This window comes from Pseudomonas simiae (assembly GCF_900111895.1).
Classification (GTDB): Bacteria; Pseudomonadota; Gammaproteobacteria; order Pseudomonadales; family Pseudomonadaceae; genus Aquipseudomonas; species Aquipseudomonas simiae.
The window spans coordinates 1,066,796-1,085,046 of record NZ_FOKB01000001.1; the positions used below are offsets into that span (position 1 = coordinate 1,066,796).

17 protein-coding genes are annotated in these 18,251 nt (G+C 63.0%); 12 read left to right on the forward strand and 5 right to left on the reverse strand.

Annotation, left to right across the window (positions count from 1 at the left end; all coding sequences use genetic code 11):
- Nucleotides 1-152 precede the first annotated feature (152 nt).
- Nucleotides 153-1,082, reverse strand: coding sequence for a DMT family transporter (locus BMZ57_RS05095; protein ID WP_010209516.1), 930 nt, complete (start codon nt 1,080-1,082; stop codon nt 153-155).
- Nucleotides 1,083-1,174: 92 nt separating this feature from the next.
- On the opposite strand from BMZ57_RS05095, the gene BMZ57_RS05100 reads away from it, so the two are divergent.
- The 11 genes from BMZ57_RS05100 to BMZ57_RS05150 all read left to right on the forward strand — a co-directional run bounded on the left by BMZ57_RS05100 (nt 1,175) and on the right by BMZ57_RS05150 (nt 12,097).
- Nucleotides 1,175-1,738, forward strand: a complete 564-nt coding sequence (locus tag BMZ57_RS05100; protein WP_044287368.1) for a helix-turn-helix domain-containing protein — start codon at nt 1,175-1,177, stop codon at nt 1,736-1,738.
- A 154-nt stretch (nt 1,739-1,892) separates the two neighbouring features.
- The gene (locus tag BMZ57_RS05105) at nt 1,893-3,089 is read left to right on the forward strand and encodes an SfnB family sulfur acquisition oxidoreductase (RefSeq protein ID WP_021492785.1); all 1,197 of its coding nucleotides are present in this window, start codon (nt 1,893-1,895) and stop codon (nt 3,087-3,089) included.
- A gap of 11 nt (nt 3,090-3,100) precedes the next feature.
- Nucleotides 3,101-3,427 carry an acyl-CoA dehydrogenase gene (locus BMZ57_RS05110; protein WP_010209519.1) on the forward strand — a complete coding sequence of 109 codons (327 nt, stop codon included), beginning with the start codon at nt 3,101-3,103 and terminating at the stop codon, nt 3,425-3,427.
- The gene (locus BMZ57_RS05115) at nt 3,427-4,806 is read left to right on the forward strand and encodes an LLM class flavin-dependent oxidoreductase (RefSeq protein ID WP_010209520.1); all 1,380 of its coding nucleotides are present in this window, start codon (nt 3,427-3,429) and stop codon (nt 4,804-4,806) included. The genes BMZ57_RS05110 and BMZ57_RS05115 overlap by 1 nt, the downstream gene beginning before the upstream one ends.
- A gap of 124 nt (nt 4,807-4,930) precedes the next feature.
- Nucleotides 4,931-5,833, forward strand: coding sequence for an AMP-binding protein (locus BMZ57_RS05120; RefSeq protein WP_069672535.1), 903 nt, complete (start codon nt 4,931-4,933; stop codon nt 5,831-5,833).
- Nucleotides 5,830-6,603: an ABC transporter ATP-binding protein gene (locus BMZ57_RS05125; protein ID WP_021492783.1), complete on the forward strand. Its 774-nt coding sequence runs from the start codon at nt 5,830-5,832 to the stop codon at nt 6,601-6,603. The genes BMZ57_RS05120 and BMZ57_RS05125 overlap by 4 nt, the downstream gene beginning before the upstream one ends.
- Nucleotides 6,600-7,481 carry a branched-chain amino acid ABC transporter permease gene (locus tag BMZ57_RS05130; protein ID WP_010209524.1) on the forward strand — a complete coding sequence of 294 codons (882 nt, stop codon included), beginning with the start codon at nt 6,600-6,602 and terminating at the stop codon, nt 7,479-7,481. Before BMZ57_RS05125 ends, BMZ57_RS05130 begins: the two co-directional genes overlap by 4 nt.
- A gap of 4 nt (nt 7,482-7,485) precedes the next feature.
- On the forward strand, nt 7,486-8,535 hold the full coding sequence (locus BMZ57_RS05135; RefSeq protein WP_044287363.1) for a branched-chain amino acid ABC transporter permease: 1,050 nt from the start codon (nt 7,486-7,488) through the stop codon (nt 8,533-8,535).
- Nucleotides 8,536-8,581: 46 nt separating this feature from the next.
- Complete coding sequence (locus tag BMZ57_RS05140; protein WP_010209526.1) at nt 8,582-9,922, forward strand: ABC transporter substrate-binding protein; 1,341 nt, start codon at nt 8,582-8,584, stop codon at nt 9,920-9,922.
- Nucleotides 9,923-9,925: 3 nt separating this feature from the next.
- Nucleotides 9,926-10,693: an ABC transporter ATP-binding protein gene (locus BMZ57_RS05145; RefSeq protein ID WP_042572131.1), complete on the forward strand. Its 768-nt coding sequence runs from the start codon at nt 9,926-9,928 to the stop codon at nt 10,691-10,693.
- A gap of 12 nt (nt 10,694-10,705) precedes the next feature.
- Nucleotides 10,706-12,097 carry an FAD/NAD(P)-binding protein gene (locus tag BMZ57_RS05150; RefSeq protein ID WP_042572132.1) on the forward strand — a complete coding sequence of 464 codons (1,392 nt, stop codon included), beginning with the start codon at nt 10,706-10,708 and terminating at the stop codon, nt 12,095-12,097.
- A gap of 375 nt (nt 12,098-12,472) precedes the next feature.
- Here BMZ57_RS05150 and BMZ57_RS05155 read toward each other — a convergent pair whose 3' ends face one another.
- The 4 genes from BMZ57_RS05155 to BMZ57_RS05170 are packed head-to-tail and all read right to left on the reverse strand — an operon-like array spanning nt 12,473 to nt 17,099.
- Complete coding sequence (locus BMZ57_RS05155; protein ID WP_047540881.1) at nt 12,473-13,720, reverse strand: efflux RND transporter periplasmic adaptor subunit; 1,248 nt, start codon at nt 13,718-13,720, stop codon at nt 12,473-12,475.
- On the reverse strand, nt 13,710-15,188 hold the full coding sequence (locus BMZ57_RS05160; protein WP_042572134.1) for a TolC family protein: 1,479 nt from the start codon (nt 15,186-15,188) through the stop codon (nt 13,710-13,712). The genes BMZ57_RS05155 and BMZ57_RS05160 overlap by 11 nt, the downstream gene beginning before the upstream one ends.
- On the reverse strand, nt 15,181-16,398 hold the full coding sequence (locus BMZ57_RS05165; RefSeq protein ID WP_042572135.1) for an ABC transporter permease: 1,218 nt from the start codon (nt 16,396-16,398) through the stop codon (nt 15,181-15,183). The genes BMZ57_RS05160 and BMZ57_RS05165 overlap by 8 nt, the downstream gene beginning before the upstream one ends.
- Nucleotides 16,395-17,099 (reverse strand): ABC transporter ATP-binding protein, encoded by a 705-nt coding sequence (locus BMZ57_RS05170; RefSeq protein WP_042572136.1) that lies wholly within the window; start codon nt 17,097-17,099, stop codon nt 16,395-16,397. Before BMZ57_RS05170 ends, BMZ57_RS05165 begins: the two co-directional genes overlap by 4 nt.
- A gap of 360 nt (nt 17,100-17,459) precedes the next feature.
- On the opposite strand from BMZ57_RS05170, the gene BMZ57_RS05175 reads away from it, so the two are divergent.
- Nucleotides 17,460-18,218, forward strand: coding sequence for a TetR/AcrR family transcriptional regulator (locus BMZ57_RS05175; protein ID WP_069672536.1), 759 nt, complete (start codon nt 17,460-17,462; stop codon nt 18,216-18,218).
- Nucleotides 18,219-18,251: the final 33 nt, after the last annotated feature.

The following is an 18,251-nucleotide window of genomic DNA, read 5'->3' on the forward strand; positions in this document are numbered from 1 at the left end:
AACGGCAAGATGTGGCAGGATCCTACAAGGTAGGCCGAAGCCGCTCATTTAGCTTTGTTTCAAGCGAGCCTGTTCCAGTGTCCACACCGCCCTATGTAGGCGCCGGGCTTGCTTGCGATGGCGATCTGACAGCCACTGCAAGCATTCGGACCTTATCCCTGCTGTTCCTGTTCCCGCTCATCGCGCAATTCGAGGGCCTTCTGCCCCTTGGTCTTCATCTCACTGACAATCACCGCCGCCACAATCAACGCCGCGCCCACCATCGCAATCGGCGGGAAGCGCTCCCCGGCGATTCGCCCCACCACGCCTGCCCACACCGGCTCACCGGCATAAATCAACGTGGCACGGGTTGGCGATACGCTTTGCTGGGCCCAGTTCATGGCGACCTGGATCACCGCACTGGTCAAGCCCAGGCCCACTGCGCTGAACAGCAACAGCCAGGAGAAACCCGGCAATGCTTCGCCCATCGGCACCACCATCAGGAACGACAGCAACGATGCCGTGGCCAGTTGCACCACGGTCACCCGGCGCACATCCACCTGGCCGGCAAAGGCACTGATCAGGATGATCTCCGCCGCAATCGCGACCGCCCCGATCAAGGTGGCGATTTCACCAGGGCTGAAATTCAGCGAAGCGCCCGCCGGCCCGGTCAGCAGCATCAGCCCGGTGAACGCCAGCATGATACCGATGCTCGGCATCAACCCCGGGCGCCGCCCTAGCACCAGCCATTGCAGCAATGGCACGAAGGGCACATAGAGCGCGGTGATAAACGCCGACTGGCTGCTCAGGATCGTCTGCAGGCCAATGGTCTGCAATCCGTAGCCAAACATGATCGCTACGCCGATAAACACCCCGGCCTTCAACTCGAACAGGGTCAGGTCGCGCAGGGTGCGCAAGGAAAAGAACCCCACCACGATGGCCGCCGCCGCAAACCGCAGGCCGACGAAAAACATCGGGCCGCTGACGGTCATCGCATGCTGCACCAGCAAAAAGGTGCCGCCCCAGATCATGGTGATCACCACCAGGATGCATTCGGCTTTGCTGAAGCGGTTGAAACGCGAAGGGGAGTTTGGGGTGGTCATGGCGGCTCGGTCTTGCAAGGGAAAGGCACGGACCGCACAATGCGCCGCACGCTGGGCAGTATACTGCGCACACCCACCCATTGAGCAATATAGTGCACAAAGAAAATCCACACCGGGCTTCGGTCCTGCAGCACGTCAGCCAGAACGTTCGTCGCCTGCGCCACGCCGCCGACCTGAGCCAGACCGCACTTTCGGAAAAATCCGGGGTCAGCCGGCGCATGCTGGTGGCCATCGAGGCAGGGGAAAAGAATGTCAGCTTGTCCACCCTCGACCGTGTCGCCGAAGCGTTGGACGTAGCCTTCAGTGACCTGATCCAGGCCCCGGATGCGCCTGACCACAGCCGCATCAACGAACTGGCCTGGGCGGGTGAAATTCCGGGGAGCAAAGCGGTGCTGTTGGCCAAGGCCACGGCGCGGCGTGAGGTCGAATTATGGGAAATGCAACTGGAGCCAGGTGATCGCTACAGTCCCGACCCCGACCCGGATGGCTGGAGCGTGCAGCTATTTGTATTCGAAGGCTGCCTCACATTGCTGGTGGGCGATGAAGAGAAGCGCGTTGCCGCGGGTGAGTTTTATATGTTCGCCAGCCGTCACGTCCATGGCTATCGCAATGACGGCGATGTGGCTGTGCGGTTTGTGCGCAACGTGGTGATCTAACTGTTCACCCGGCAACAGTGGATGGACACTTTGCTGGTTTGAACTACGCGCTACTGCGCTTAATTGCCAGCAACTCGCTGATTTTATTGGCGATTAGATTCAGGCACGACTCCTGCAATCACTCCAGTATCCCCTCGGAGCCTGGAGTCGGCCCATGTCAGCCCACCCTCAACACCCTGCCCATGTCATCCGCTCGGACGCGGAAGCCATCGAAGTCGCCACGCGCCTGGCCGCACGTTTTGCCGTCGACGCCAGCGCGCGCGACCGTGAGCGTCGCCTGCCGGTGGCCGAACTCGACGAATTCTCTGCCAGCGGCCTGTGGGGCATCACCATTCCCAAAGAGTACGGCGGCGCAGGAGTGTCCTATGTGACGGTCGCCGAGGTGATCAAATTGATCTCCGCCGCCGACCCGTCCCTGGGGCAGATCCCGCAGAACCACTTGGGCGTGGTGGACATCCTGCTGCAAACGGCCACAGAGGCACAAAAGCAGCACTACTTCGGCAAAGTCCTCCAGGGCTACCGCTTCGGCAACGCCTTCTCCGAAGCCAAGAGCAAAAACGCCGGCACCTTCGACACGCAGATTCGCTTCCACGGTGAAACCGCGCAAATCAACGGCGAGAAGTTCTACTGCACCGGCGCGCTGTTTGCCCATATCGTGCCGACGGTCGGCAATAACGAACACGGCCAGGCGTTCATTGGCTTTGTCGAGCGCGATGCACCAGGCCTGACCGTGATCGACAATTGGGATGGCTTTGGTCAGCGCACCACCGCCAGCGGCGGCGTGACCCTCGATGGCGTCACCGTGCCGTTGAGCGCGGTAGTCCCTGCGCACCTGGCCTTCGATCAACCCACGGCCGATGGCCCGATCTCGCAAATTATCCAGGCTGCCGTCGATACCGGCATCGCCCTCGGCGCCCTTGAGCAGGCGAAGATTTTCGCGCGCCAGGCACGCCCATGGATCGACAGCCAGCAGGATCACGGCTGGCAAGACCCGTTCACCATCGCCGCCATCGGCGACCTGGAATGGCGGGTGCACGGCACCGAAGCCATCCTCGCCAAGGCCGGCCAGGCGGTGGACCGCGCCCTTGCCGAGCCGAGTGAAGACTCCGTCGCCCATGCCTCGCTGGTCGTCGCCCAGGCCAAAGTGTTGTCCGCCGAAACCGCCTTGCTCGCCAGCAGCAAACTCTTCGAACTGGCCGGCACCCGCTCGGTCACCGGCAAGCACAACCTCGACCGTTTCTGGCGCAATGCGCGCACCCACACCCTGCACGACCCGGCCCGCTGGAAATATCACCTGATCGGTAATTTCGTGCTCAACGGCGTGAAACCCGCGCGCCACGCCTGGAACTAAGGAGCTTAACCATGACCGCACTGAGCCTTGCGCGCCAACTCTTGGACAGCACCCGCCGGCATGTCGAGAAAAGCGCTGACCCTTACGTGATCAGCCGCTTTGGCGACTTACAGATCCGCGTCGATGTCGCCGCTGCCCTGTTGGAACGCGCCGAAACCCACCCCAGCCCGGTGGCCGCCACCGAAGCGCAAATTGCCGCCGCCGAAGCCCTGATCGCCGCGAGCAACGCCGAATTCGAACTCACCGGACAACGCACCGCACTGCCGTCGACCCTCGACGACCCGCTGCGCTGGAAATACCAGGTCGTCGGCAATTATCACCTCAACGGAGTGCTTTGATGTCCCGTGAAATCCGCTTGAATGCCTTCGACATGAATTGTGTCGGCCACCAATCCCCGGGACTGTGGGCCCATCCGCGTGACCGTTCGTGGCAGTACAAGGATTTGGAATACTGGACCGACCTGGCGAAAATCCTCGAACGAGGCAAGTTCGACGGCCTGTTTATCGCCGACGTGCTCGGTATTTATGACGTCTACAACGGCAACGGCGATGCGGCGATTCGCCAGGCCGCGCAGGTGCCGGTCAATGATCCGCTGTCGCTGATCGCGCCGATGGCCTTGGTCACCGAGCATCTGGGTTTTGGCCTCACCGCTTCGCTGTCCTTTGAGCATCCGTACCCGTTCGCCCGCCGTCTCTCCACCCTCGACCACCTGACCAAGGGCCGTGTCGGCTGGAACATCGTCACCTCCTACCTGGAAAGCGGCGCCAAGAATCTCGGGCAGCAAGCCCAGACCGAACACGACGCGCGCTACGACTACGCCGAGGAATACCTGGAGGTTTGCTACAAACTCTGGGAGGGAAGTTGGGAGGAGGGCGCCGTCTTGCGTGACCGCGAGCGCCGAATTTTCAGCGACCCGAGCAAGATCCACGAAATCCGCCATGTCGGCAAACACTTCCAGGTGCCCGGCATTCACCTCTGCGAGCCGTCGCCGCAGCGCACACCGGTGCTCTACCAGGCTGGTGCGTCCAGCCGTGGCAAGCAGTTTGCCGCTGAACAGGCCGAGTGCGTATTCGTCGCCGCGCCCTCCAAGGTGCTGCTGAAAAAGACGGTCGCCGACATCCGCCGCCGCGCCGCCGAAGCCGGGCGGGATCCGCAGAAGATCCTGATCTTCAACCTGCAGACGGTGATCGTCGGTGAGACCGACGCCAAGGCCAAGGCCAAGTTTGACGAATACAAATCCTACGTCAGCTACGAAGGCGCGATGGCGCTGATCTCTGGCTGGACCGGTATCGACTTCAGCCAGTTCAAGCCTGATGAACCGCTCAAGCACGTGCACACCAACGCGATTCAATCGGCGGTGGAAGCCTTCTCCACGGCGGACCCGAACAAAGTCTGGACGCCAAACGAACTGGCCGATTGGGTCGGCATCGGCGGTTTTGGCCCGCTGTTTGTCGGCGGCCCGGAAACCGTGGCGGACCTGTTGCAGGAATGGGTCGAAGAGACCGATGTCGACGGCTTCAACCTAGCCTATGCACTGACCCATGAAACCTTCATCGACGCCGTGGACCTGCTGGTGCCGGAGTTGCAGAAGCGTGGTGTGTACAAGACCGAATACGCCCAGGGCACCTTGCGCGAGAAGTTGTTTGGCGACGGTGCGAGGTTGGCCTCTAACCATCCTGGCGCCAGCTACCGCGACCTCAAAGCCACCCGTCTCTGATTGAAACACCTCGGTCAATGTGGGAGCAGGCACGCCAGCTCCCACCGTTTGATCTTTATTGTTTGATCGATACCCGCCAGCGGACCACCGCACGCACACCACCCAATAGGAGCAACCCCCCCCTATGAGCGTGCACGAACTCAAACGTCCGCTGGTCCTGGAATGGCCCGCGGAACTCCTCGGCAACCTGCCCAAGGCGCTGGAACAACTGCAGCACTGGGCGCAGATCACGCCGCTGCACACCGCCCTGCGCCACAAGCGCCAGGGGCAGTGGTACGCGTGGCGCTGGATTGACGCATTGCGTGACGTCGAGCGCCTGGCCGATGGCTTGCGCCAGCAAGGTTTCGGCGAGCACTCGCGGCTGGCCCTGAGCGGTGCGTTCGAGCCGAACCTGTTGTTGCTGGCGCTGGCGGCGCAATCCATCGGCGGGCAGGTCCTGACCCTGGCCGATGACCTGGAACCCGAGGCGCTCCAGCCGCACCTGTGGCGCATTCGCCCCACCCATGCTTATGTGCAGAACCGCCAGACCGTGCGCCATTGGCAGTCGGCCAATTTGTTGGACTTCGTCCAATTGCTCGGTCCGTTGGCGCCCGCGCAACACCTCGCACGTTGGTGGCACCCCACAGGCGAAACTTCATTGTGGAGCGAAGAGGGCACCCATTGGCAGGGCGGCCTGGCGGTGGTCCTGGAGCAGTGGCTGAACAGCGGCCATGGCCTGGCCTTTCCGGAAAGCCTGGCGTCGGCGCGACGTGATCGCAGTGAAGTCGCTCCCACCGGCCTGCTGTTGTCGCCCGCACGCCTGCAGCACTTGGCCGACGAGATCGAAAGCCGCCTGGCGCCCCACGGCACCTGGCGTCGGCGCCTCTGCGACTGGGCCATCGCCCATCCTCAAAGCGGCCTGCGTCGCCTGCTGAAAAACCGCGTGCGCAAACTCCTGGGTTTCCAGCGACTGGCGTATATCTGGCAACCCGTCAAATCCACCCCTTCGCCGGCGTGGCTGGCGGAATTCAAGCGGGACATCGCATGAGCCAGGCCATTCTCCAAGTGCGGGATATTTCGCTGTCGTTCAAGGGCGTCAAGGCGATCAATGCCTTGTCCTTCGAGGTGGCGCGCGGCGAAATCTGCGCGCTGATCGGGCCCAATGGTGCCGGTAAAAGCTCGCTGCTCAACGTGCTCAATGGTGTGTATCGCTTCGACGCCGGCGAGATCGTCTTCGAAGACCAGCACTTCCACCGCATCGACCCCTTGGGGGCCGCGCGCCGGGGCATTGGCCGCACCTTCCAGAACAACGCGCTGTTCAAGAAGATGAGCGTGCTCGACAACATTCTCACCGGCCTGTCGCGCCACATGCGCAGCAGCGTTATCGAACAGGCCCTGGGCTTGCCCCGCGCACGCCGAGAAGCCGAAGCATTCCGGCTGCGGGCCCAGGGCATTCTCGAATTCCTTGAGCTGCAAGCCCATCGCGATGTGTTGGTGGGCAACCTGTCCTACGGCCTGCAAAAGCGCGTGGAACTCGGCCGGGCGTTGATCGCAGGGCCGAGCCTGTTGCTGCTGGATGAGCCCATGGCTGGCATGAATGCCGAAGAAAAACAGGAAATGGCGCGCTTCGTCGCCGACGTAAACCGCGACCTCGGCACTACCGTGGTGTTGATCGAACACGACATGGGCGTGGTGATGGGCCTGTCCGACCATGTGGTGGTGCTCGATTACGGGCGCAAGGTCGGCGACGGCACACCAGCCGACGTGCAGGCCAATCCCGAGGTGATCGCGGCCTACCTGGGAGTTGTAAACGCATGACGTTCTTCTTCGAAACCCTGCTCGGCGGCCTGCTCGCCGGCACCATGTACTCGCTGGTTGCCATCGGCTTCGTGCTGATCTACAAGGCCAGTGGTGTGTTCAATTTCGCCCAGGGCTCGATGCTGCTGTTTGCCGCGCTGACATTCGTCAGCCTGCATGACCAAGGCGTGCCGTTTGCCCTGGCGCTGCTGGTGACAGTGATCGTGATGATCGTCGGCGCCTTGCTCATCGAACGTTTGGTGCTGCGGCCGCTGGTAAACCGTTCGCAAATCACCCTGTTTATGGCCACATTGGGCCTGTCGTTCATTATCGAAGGCCTGGCCCAGGGCTTGATGGGTTCCCAGGTGCGCGCCCTTGACCTGGGCATCGACGACGTGCCGCTGTTCGTTGGCCCGCTGATGCTCAGCCAGTTCGACCTGATCGCTGCCGCCGCCGCTGTGGTGCTGGTGACCGTGCTGGCGCTGCTGTTCAACAAGACCCGCATCGGTGTGTCGCTGCGTGCGGTGGCGGATGACACCACGGCGGCGCTGTCCATCGGCATCAACCTCAACCGCATCTGGCAGATCGTCTGGGCGGTGGCGGGCATCGTCGGGCTGGTGGCTGGCCTGCTGTGGGGCGCGCGCCAGGGCGTACAGTTTTCCTTGTCGCTGGTGGTGCTCAAGGCTTTGCCGGTGCTGATCATCGGCGGGTTTACCTCGATTGGCGGGGCGATTGTCGGCGGGCTGATTGTCGGCGCGGCGGAGAACCTCGCCGAGGTGTACATCGGCCCATTGATTGGCGGCGGCATCACGCCGTGGTTCGCCTATGTATTGGCCCTGGCCTTCCTGTATATCCGTCCCGCCGGCCTGTTCGGCGAGCGCGCCATCGAGCGAGTCTGAAACCATGTCGATCCCCGTTGCTCAAGACACCGCGCCGTTGCTGCTGATTCAGCGGCGCATCCCCTGGGCCCTGATCGGCCTGTTGGCGCTGGCCTTTATCGTGGTGCCGCTGTGGGGCAATGACTATTGGCTGAACGCGATCCTGATCCCGTTCCTGGTGCTGTCGCTGGCCGGGCTGGGCCTGAACCTGCTCACCGGCTACACCGGCCAGACCTCAGTGGGGGCGGCCGGCTTCATGGCCGTCGGCGCGTTTGCGACCTATGGGTTTTTGCTGCGCCTGCCGGAGCTGGGGTTGCCGGTGGCTCTGCTCGGCGGTGGCATCATCAGCGCCTTGGTCGGCCTGCTGTTTGGCCTGCCGAGCTCGCGGATCAAGGGCTTCTACCTGATGGTCACCACCCTGGCCGCGCAGTTTTTCCTGGAGTGGCTGTTCGTCAAGTTCCCCTGGTTCTACAACTACGGTTCGTCAGGGACCATTTCCGCGCCGAAGCTGGCGCTGTTCGGTCATGACCTCAACACGCCGTTGGGCCGTTACCTGCTGACCCTGGTCACCGTGCTGCTGTTGACCTGGACCGCGATAAATCTGGTGCGCAGCCAGATCGGGCGCAACTGGATGGCGATCCGTGACATGGACACCGCCGCCGCCGTGGTCGGCATCCCGGTGGTGCGCTACAAGCGCCTGGCGTTTGCGGTCAGCTCGTTTTACTTAGGGATTGCCGGCGCGCTGTGGGCCTTTGCCTACCTGGGCACGGCCAGCGCCAGTAGCTTCGATATCAATCGTTCCTTCCAGATCCTGTTCATCATCATTATCGGTGGCATGGGCAGCATCGCCGGCAACTTTGTCGGTGCGGCCTTCATCAGCCTGCTGCCGATCTTCCTCAGCCATGCCGGCCAGGCACTCTTCGGCGGTTCGGTGGATGCGGGGCAGTTGCAGAACCTGCAGAAAATCATCTTTGGCGTGTTGATCATCGTGTTCCTGATCAAGGAACCCGAGGGTTTGATTCGCCTGTTGCACAACCTGCGTGACCGTGTGCGGCAGTGGCCGCTGCGTTTCTGAGCCTTTTCGACTGACTGTTTACTTTACTGACTGATAGAGAGCCCCCATGCGTGCATCCTTGAAACGTTCCTTGATCGGCGCCGCGTTTACGCTGGCAACCCTGGCCGGTGCGGTCCCCCAGGCGACGGCCTCGCCGGACCAGCAGTTCATTCCCCTGGCCACCTATCGCGTGGGCGCCTACGCCTCCAGCGGTGTGCAGGTGTGGGCCGGGATGATCGACTATTTGCGTTATATCAACGAGGTCGAAGGCGGCATCAATGGCGTAAAGCTGGTGTGGCAGGAGTGCGAAACCGAGTGGACGGCGGAGAAGGGCATCGAGTGCTATGAGCGCTTCAAGAATGGCCTGGATGGCGCGCCGGTCGCGGTCTACCAGCCTAACGGCGCGCCAGCGGCGTATGCGCTGAGCGAGCGCGCGGAGGTCGACAAGATCCCGCTGATCACCCTCGGCTACGGCCGCACCGAAGCCACTGACGGCACCGTGTTCCCTTACAACTTCCCGGTGATGCTGACCTTCTACAGCGAGGCATCGACGCTGGTGAACTACATCGCCCAGCGCGAAGGCGGCTTCGACAAACTCAAGGGCAAGAAGATCGCCACGGTCTACCACGACTCGGCCTATGGTCGCGAAACCCTCGGCCCGCTGAAGTTGCTGGCGGAAAAGTACGGCTTCGAAAACATCCAGATTCCGGTGGCCGATCCCGGCAACGAACAATCCGCGCAATGGCGGCAGGTGCGTCAGGCCAACCCGGACTGGGTGTTCCTGCGCACCTGGGGTGTGTCCACGCCGGTCGCGGTAAAGACCGCCGCGCGCTTCGGCTTCCCGGTCGACCACATCATCGGCGATATCTGGGCCAGCTCCAGCGAAGACGTGTTGCCCGCCGGTGCCGCCGCCAAGGGCTACCTGGCCCTCACGCCATACCCGGCCGGGGCTGATTTCGAGATCCACAAGCGCCTCAAGCAGTACATCCTCGACAAGGGCCACAGCGACCTCAAGGACCTGAAGAACTTCGGCAGCGTCTACTACAACTCCGGCCTGGTGAACGCCGCCGTGGCGGTAGAAGCGATTCGCACCGGCCAGGCCAAGTTCGGCAAGCGCCCGCTCAATGGCGAAGAAGGCCGCTGGGGCCTGGAGCACCTGAACATCGACGATGCGCGCTTGAAGGACATGGGCTACCTGGGCCTGATGCAGAACCTCAAGCTGTCGTGCCGCGACCATGAAGGTGGTGGGTCGGCGCGAGTGCAACAGTGGGACGGCGCCAACTGGACGCTGATCAGCGACTGGATCGCCGCCGACCGCGCGCTGTTGCGCCCGCTGATCGATGACAAATCGGCAGCGTTCGCCAAGGAAAAAGGTCTGACGCCGCGTACCTGCACCGGGGATGAATAAACCATGAGCCAGCCCGCCGCTGAATCCGCCAGCCAGGCACTGTTAAGCGTCAACGACATCGAAGTGATCTATGACGGCGCGATCCTCGCGGTAGCCGGTGTGTCGCTGAGCGTACCCAAGGGCGCGATCGTGGCCTTGCTCGGTGCCAATGGCGCCGGCAAGAGCACCACGCTCAAGGCCATCTCCGGGTTGGTGCGTGCCGAGCGGGCCGAGGTCAGCCGGGGCACGATCGAATACGCTGGCACCGACCTGGCCGGCATCGACCCCAGCCAGCGCGTGCGCCAGGGCATGGTCCACGTGCTGGAAGGTCGCCATGTGTTCGGCCAACTGAGCGTGGAAGATAACCTGCGCAGCGGTGGTTTTGTCCGGCGCCTGAGCCGCCAGGAGATGGAGCACGACCTCGAACGCCTCTACGCCTGGTTCCCACGGCTCAAGACCAAGCGCCACACCCGCGCCGGCCTCACCTCGGGCGGCGAGCAGCAGATGGTCGCCATCGGCCGGGCGTTGATGACCCGTCCTACTTTGGTACTGCTCGACGAGCCATCCATGGGTTTGGCGCCTATGATCGTGCAGGAGATTTTCGAGATCATCGGTCAGCTCAACCGCGAGCAGCAGGTGAGCTTCCTGATCGCCGAGCAGAACATCAACGTCGCGCTGAACTATGCGTCCCACGGCTACGTATTGGATACTGGGCGCGTGGCCTTGAGTGGCAGTGCCGCTGAACTGTTGGCGCGGGGTGACTTGCATGACATTTATCTGGGCAAACGGTAAGGGCGACTCTGCATGACTGAATCCATCCGCAACGCTGATGTACTGATCATCGGCGGCGGCCTGAGCGGCACGATGCTGGCCGTGCAACTGCTGCGCCTGCCTGGCCAACGCCGGATCCTGGTGATCGAGCCGCGCGCGGAACTGGGGCGCGGCGAGGCCTACAGTGCTGTCGAACTGGGCCATACCCTGAACGGCAATGCGGCGCGCATGAGTGTCGACCCGGACAATGCCGACGACCTGACCCAATGGCTCACCGACTACATCGGCGCCGGTGGCTGGCCCGAGTCCGACCAGCAACACGTGCCGATCAGCGAACTGTTCCCGCCGCGCGGGATTTTTGGTTTGTACGCCCAGCAGCGCTTGGCTGAGGCCAGGGCGCAGTCCGCATCCAGCGTCGAGCACGTGCGCGGCGAAGTGGTCGACCTGCAAGTGGAGGAAGCCTCGACGCTGCTGACCCTCGATAACGGCCAGCAACTGCGCGGCGGGTTTGCGGTATTGGCCACCGGCATGTTCCCGGCGGCCCGTACACCACAGACTGAATCCACGGGGCTGAACGCGGCGGCGGTGGACCCGTGGGATGTCAAGGCGATGACCGGGATTGACCCACAAGCGCCGGTGCTGATCATCGGGTCGGGGCTGACTATGGTCGACGCCGTGGTCTCCCTGGAACAGGCCGGGCATCGCGGGCCCGTCGAGGTTTTCTCGCGTCACGGCTTGCTGCCCCATGTGCGCCGGCAACCGCCGAGCTGGGTGGATTTTCTCGGCGAGGATCACCGTCTGCGCAGCCCACGGCAGTTGTTGCGCGAAGTCCGTCGGCAATGCGCTATCGCGCAAACGCAGGGCATTGATTGGCAAGCGCCGCTGGACACCGTGCGCGCGCACATCGGCCGCCTGTGGAGCCAGGCCAGCGAGCGCGAGAAACGCCAGTTCGTGCGGCATGTGCGGCCGTGGTGGGAAAGCCATCATCACCGTTCGCCGCCGTTGAGCGCGCAGTTGGTGGCACGCTTGCATGATGAGGGGCGTTTGCGGATTCGGGCAGCCTCCTTCAAGGGCTTGGAGCCTTCGGCTGAAGGCGTGACCATTCGCTTGCGTCATCGCGGCGAGCAAGCCATCACCCTGGTTTCGGGTGCAGCGCTGATCAACTCCAGCGGCATCGAATACGACTGGCGCCGTGTGGCTCGTCCGCTGCCGCAGCAATTGCTCAAACGTGGACTGGTCCGCCCCGGGCCGCTGGCGTTGGGGATTGCGGCGGATGCGTCGGGCGCGGTGCTGGACGCCGAGGGCACTATCAGCCGGCGCCTGTTCGCCATGGGCCCGCCGTTGCGCGGGATGTGGTGGGAGAGCACCGCAGTGACGGATGTAGCGCTGCAAGCCAAGGCGCTGGCCGCACGACTCACCCTGTAGCGGGCTTGTCAGCTCCCACATTTGAATCGCGGGGCAACAGTAGGAGAGTGGTTGGCTGTCAGGCCGCCTTCGCGGGCAAGCCCGCTCCCACATTTGGATCGCGGGGCAACAGTAGGAGAGTGGGTGGCTGTCAGGCTGCCTTCGCGGGCAAGCCAGCTCCCACATTTGGATCGCGGGGCAACAGTGGGAGAGTGGTTGGCTGTCAGGTCGGCTTCGCCGGCAAGCCAGCTCCCACATTTGGATCGCGGGGCAACAGTGGGAGAGAGGTTGGCTGTCAGGTCGGCTTCGCCGGCAAGCCAGCTCCCACATTTGAGTCGCGGGGCAACCGTTGGAGAGTGGTTGGCTGTCAGGTTGCCTTCGCGGGTAAGGCAGATCCTACAAGGGGTTTGTTTTCACGAAGCCGGGTTTGAGGCCGAACACTTCCACGCCTTGGGCCGTCGCTTGCCCGGTGGTCACCTTCACCCGCTCCGACGGCTTATCCATCGCCTCGCGGTATTCGACCGTCTTATCCGCCCGGATCGCCTGGCTCGGAATCACAATCGCCTGCGCATTGTTGTAAGTCACAATAGTCAACCGCGCACTCATCCCCAGCCGCACCCGCTGCAACTGCTGCGGCGTGAGTTTGGGGATCGACAGGGTCACTGGAAACTGCGCGCTGCCCTGGCTGTCACCGGCAATCGCCAAGCCGCTCACCACGCTTACCGAGCCAGTCAGTCGCTCGCCGTCAAAACCATCCCCCAGCACTTCCACTGCCTGGCCCTGATGCAACTGGTTGATGTCCAGCTCCGAGACCTTGGCGACGATTTTAAGCCGTTCGATGTTCGCCAGGCCAAACAGCACCTGACCCTGACTGACCTTGCTGCCGGCTTGCACCGGGGTCGTGTTGTTGCCGCCAGCCTGAGGTGAATTATTGCCGGGTGGTGGCACCACAATGCCGGAGAACGGCGCCTTGACTTCCTTGCCTTCGAGCAGCTTGTGCAGGGCGTCATATTTCACCGTGGCATTGGTCAGTTCCATGTCGGCGATCTGGCGGTATTCGCCCTTGCCCTGGTCGATGGCCTGCTGCAGTTCGCTGCGCGCGGAGGCAAGGTCCAGCTGTTGCTGCTGGGTCTGCTGCTTGAGGTCATCGAGTTCGTTGCGTGGGATGATGCCGCGCTTGAACAGGTTTTCACTTTCGGTAAGTTTGCGCTGGGTATTACCGGCTGTCATTTCGACGGTGCGTAAGCTACGGCGCGCGCGGGTGACGGTGGGGCCGTTGTCCCAGTCCTGCATTTCCTGCACGGTGCGCCGGGCCTTGAGTTGGGCGGAAAGGGCGTCGCGCAGTTGCACCTCCAGGGTCGCCGGGTCCATGCGCAACAGTACCTGGCCGGCCTCGACGCGCTGGCCTTGCTCCACCAGGTTGGCTTGCACATTGCCGTCGAAAGGCGCGGTGAGGGTGATAGTGGTGTCGGGCTCGATCTTGCCGACCAGGCCGATCTGGTGCACCAATGCCTCGGGCTTGACGACCTGCCATTGCTCTTGGGTGCCAACCGGATCGGAGGCCGGGCTGCGCAAGGTCAGGACCGCGCCGCCCAGTAAGAGAATAAGTACAGCGCCCAGCAGGCGTTTCTGATTAGTAGTCATTGAGGGCAATTTCCCAACTTTCCAGCGTCATGCCCAGGGTCAAGTCGAGCTGGGTCTGGGCGTTCAAATAAGCGATCAGCGCATTCAGCTGCGCGTTTTCGGCGTTGCGCAGGTCGGTCTCGAAACTCAGCACCTGGAAGTTGGTGGAACGTCCGGCGCTGAGTTTTTCCCGCTCGATCTCGATCTTGCGCCGCGACAATTCCACGGCGCGCTGGGAGATTTCATATTGGCGCCAACGGGTGCCGAGGTCGCGCACCACATCATTGACGCTGCGCTCCAGGGCCTGGCGCGCGTCGGTGATACGGATCTCCTGATCCTCCACATTCACCCGCGCGCGCACTTCGGCCTGGCGCGTACTGATGTCGCCGATGGGGATTTGCACCTGCACCCCGGCGTAGCTGTCCCAGGTGCGGTTGTTGGAACGGCCGGCGTTGTTATCGGTGTTGGCGCGTATCTGGTTGGCACCGGTCACCAAGTCCACCTGCCAGCGCCCGGAGTCCTTGGCGATTACCAGGTTGAGGTCGGCCTGCTGGCTGCCGAGCAAGACCGCCAGGTACTCCGGTTGCTGGGTCTGGGCCAGGGTAAAGGCCTGGCGCTTGTCGATCTGCATGGGCCTGGCCTCCAGGGCTTCGGTGGCGCGAATCGGTGTGGACAGGTCCAGGGCCAGCAGGCGCAGCAGGGCCAGGCGGTTGGTGTCCAGTTGGTTCTGCGCTTCTTCCACGCCGAGTTGCTGGGTGGCGATATCGGCTTCTGTCTGCACGATCTCGAACTCAGCCATGCGCCCGGCATTGATCAGCGCCTTGTTCACTTCCAGCAAGGTGCCGGAGCGCTTGAGGGCGTCCTGCACGATGCTCAACTGCTCCTGGGCGCGCAGCAGTTCGCGGTAGGTGGCGATGATCTGGCTGATGGTCTGTGCCACGGTGGCCTTGAGGTTCAGGCGGTTGGCCTGCTCCGACAGCCGTGACAGGCGCAGCGGTGCGGTGGTGGCGTCCCAGCCGGCGCCGCGCATCAGCGGCTGGATGATCGCCAGGTCAAGGCCGTCACTGCGGTAGCGGCCGGCGCGGTCGGCGTTGTTCAACTGCTGGGTCCAGGCCATGCTCAGGCGCGTGCCGTACTCGCCGAGCAGGCTGGTGGCCGGCGCCACGTTGGCATTGCGCGCATTGTCGGCCGAGCCGCGGGTGCTGCGGTAATAACTGTTGAGGGTGAGCTTGGGGTTGAACTCGTCTTCGGCCACGCGCAGGTCGAATTTCTGCGCCACCCGTTGCAGGTAGGCGCTGCGGATCGCCGGGTTGTTGCGCAGACCCAGGTACACCGCGTCGCCCAGGGTCAGGCTGGTGACCTGGGCATTCAACGAGACGCCCCGGTCATAGCCGCTGCGGGTCGTACTGGGTGCCGATGGCTTGATTACCACGTCGGCGGCCATGCCGGGCAGGCTGGCGAAGACGAGCAGCCAGAGCCATTTATTCATCGCGCAGGGCCTCCACCGGCTGCAAACGTGAGGCCGAGACCGCCGGGTAGATGCCAAAGAACAACCCCACCAGCAACGTACTGCCCACCCCCAATGGCAAGGCAGCAATCGCCAGGGCAAATTCCCAGCCCGACAGCCAGGCGTACAACCAGGCGGCGGTCAGGCCCAGCACGGCGCCGCAGAGGGCACCGACGGCGGTGAGGGTCACGGCTTCGAGCAGGAACAGGTTGCGGATATCTCGCTGACGCGCGCCGAGCGCCATGCGGATGCCGATCTCGCGGCGGCGCTCCGAAACGTTCATCAGCATCACGTTCATCACCCCCACGCCACCGCCCACCAGTGAGATTGCGCCCAGGGCCAGCAGCAGGTAGGCGAAGGTGCGGCTTTGCCGGGTCATGCCGTCGATCATCTGCTGGGGCACCTGGATGTCCACATCGTGGTCGGTCAGTTGGGGTTGCAGCGCGACAGCCACGTCCTTGGCGATACGCTCCATGTCCTGGCCGGGCGCAGCGCGGATGATCAGGTTGCCGATCTGCGGCGTTGCATAGATGCGGCGCATGCCTTCGGCGGGAATGAACAGCGACTCGTTGGCTTGCACCGGCATCAGCATCGCCCGTGGCTGGCTGCGCAGGATGCCCACGATCAGGAACAGGTAGTCGTTGATGCGCACGCGATCGCCCAAACGCAACGGGTCACCCGGCGCTCCGAGTGACTGGGCCACTTGGTCGCCGATCACACCATAGGTTTCGTTGGCATCGAAACCCGACAGGAAGCGCCCCTGTTGCAACGCCAAGCGCATCGCGTCCTTGATGTCCGGGGTGCTGCCGACTAAGTTGGCGTTGACGGTACGGCCATGGAACACGATGGGGCCGCTGAACAGTGTGAGGGCGCCGACATGGGCAATGCCCGGCACCGTCTGGCGCACGGCGTCCAGGTCGAGGCGGGCGGGCATTGGGACAGTGCTGGCGCCTTTGGGGGGGAACTGTGCGATCAGGGTGTCGGTGCCCATGTCCTTGAAAATCATCGCGGCATCCACTGCCGCGTTGTGGCCGATATTGATCAGCGCAACCACCGACGAGCTGCCGATCACGATACCCAGCAGGGCCAGGATCGAGCGCTTGCCCAGGGTGCGCAGGCTGACGAAGGCTTCATGCAGCAGTTGGCTGAAGTTCTGTTCGACCCGCAGGCTGCTCTTTACCCGCTCGGTCATGGGCGCCCGGCCTCTTGCACCACGCCATTGCGCACCAGGATCTTGCGGTCCAGGCGCTCGGCGATGTGTGGGTCGTGGGTGACGATGATCAGGGTGACCTGTTGTTCGCGGTTCAGCGTCAGCAGCAGTTCCATGATGTCTTGGGCGGTGGTGCTGTCGAGGTTGCCGGTGGGTTCGTCGGCGAGGATCACCGAGGGCTTGCCTACCAGCGCCCGGGCAATGGCGACCCGCTGGCGCTGGCCGCCGGACAGGTCGGCGGGGCGATGGTGGGCGCGGTCGGCCAGGCCGACTTGTTCGAGCATGCGCAGGGCTTGCTCCACCGACTCATGGCGCGACACGCCGCGATAACTCAGGGGCAGGGCGACATTGTCCAGAGCGCTGAGGCGTGGCAACAGGTTGAAGCTCTGGAACACAAAACCGATCTGCTGGTTGCGGATGGCCGCCAACTGGTCGGGCGTGGCCGTGAAGATATCGTGGCCGGCAAAGTGGTATTGGCCACAGTTGGGCAGGTCCAGCAGGCCGAGGATATTGAGCAGGGTGCTTTTGCCGGAGCCGGAGGCGCCGAGGATGCCGCAGCTGTCGCCGCGGGCGATGGACAGGCACACATCATTGAGAATGGACAGGTGCTGCCCGGCCAGCTGATAGCGTTTGCCGATGCCTTGCAGGGAGATCAAGCCTGGGTGCGCGGGGGTATCTGTCATGAATACGCCTTCAGTCTCGACGCTGCCGTCAGCCGCCCCAGTAAAGCTTTGTAACAAGTTGGGAGGTTGGCCGGGGATGCGTCATGGACTGCTTTTGTTTCTTGTTTTTAAAATATTGTTTGAATACTAACCGCGTTCCAGGCGCTCCGCCAGCCATCGATATAGAGCGGCTCAAGCTTGGGAAAATGCCTACCTGCGAGGGTGAAAGACCGGGCGAAACCCGCTTGGGACTCCCCCGTCGAGCCCGCCAGCCGAGGCTTTCGATCATATGGCGGTGTGTCACTACTTGCTTTCGAACGATGGCCCCGGTATAAAAAATCAAATTATTTTTTTAAACAATATTTCCCATGTGGAACTTCTATGGTCGCGAAGAAAGTCAGCGCTCCAAACATTACCAAGACTCGATTGCTGGATGCGACAGAGGCTCTCTTCATCAAATACGGATACGACGCGGTATTGCTGCGGCAGATTACCGAGCGTGCCCAGGTGAATCTGGCTGCGGTGAACTACCATTTCGGGGACAAGGACTCCCTGATGCAAACCTTGCTCAAGCAGCGCCTGGAGCCGCTCAACGAGCAGCGCCTGGAACTGCTTGCGCGCTGTGAGGCTGAGTCCGACGGCCCGTTGGACTGCGACACGTTGCTCGGCGTGCTGTTCGCCCCGGCCATGGGCCTGGAGCGCAGCGATCCAACCAGCGCCAGTGGGGAAGGGCGTTCATTCATCCGCTTCCTGGGGCGGGTGTACAGCGACACGTCGCCGTTTATCCAGGAATACCTCAAGGTGCATTACCAGCCGGTGTTCCAGCGTTTTTTCGAGGCTTTTGCCTTGGCCTTGCCGGACCTGCCGCGCAATGAACTGGGCGTGCGTCTGCAATTTGCCCTCAAAGCGATTTCCGGGGTGATGGCCGGCACCGAGCTGCGCCTGCTGATGAACTCCATGAGCCTGGGCCGTCCGGCCACGGATGCCGAGGTGATGGCCAAGTTGATCACGCTGGTGTCAGCGGCGATTCGGGTACCGCAACAAAGCCCGGAGGCAGAAAATGCCTTGGCCAAGGTGCTGGATACCCAGCGTGCCATTCGTGAGCAGGCCATGGCACCAGCGAGCAAGGCCGCGCGTTGACGCAAATCCCAGGCAAAAAAAAGCCCGCTGGGG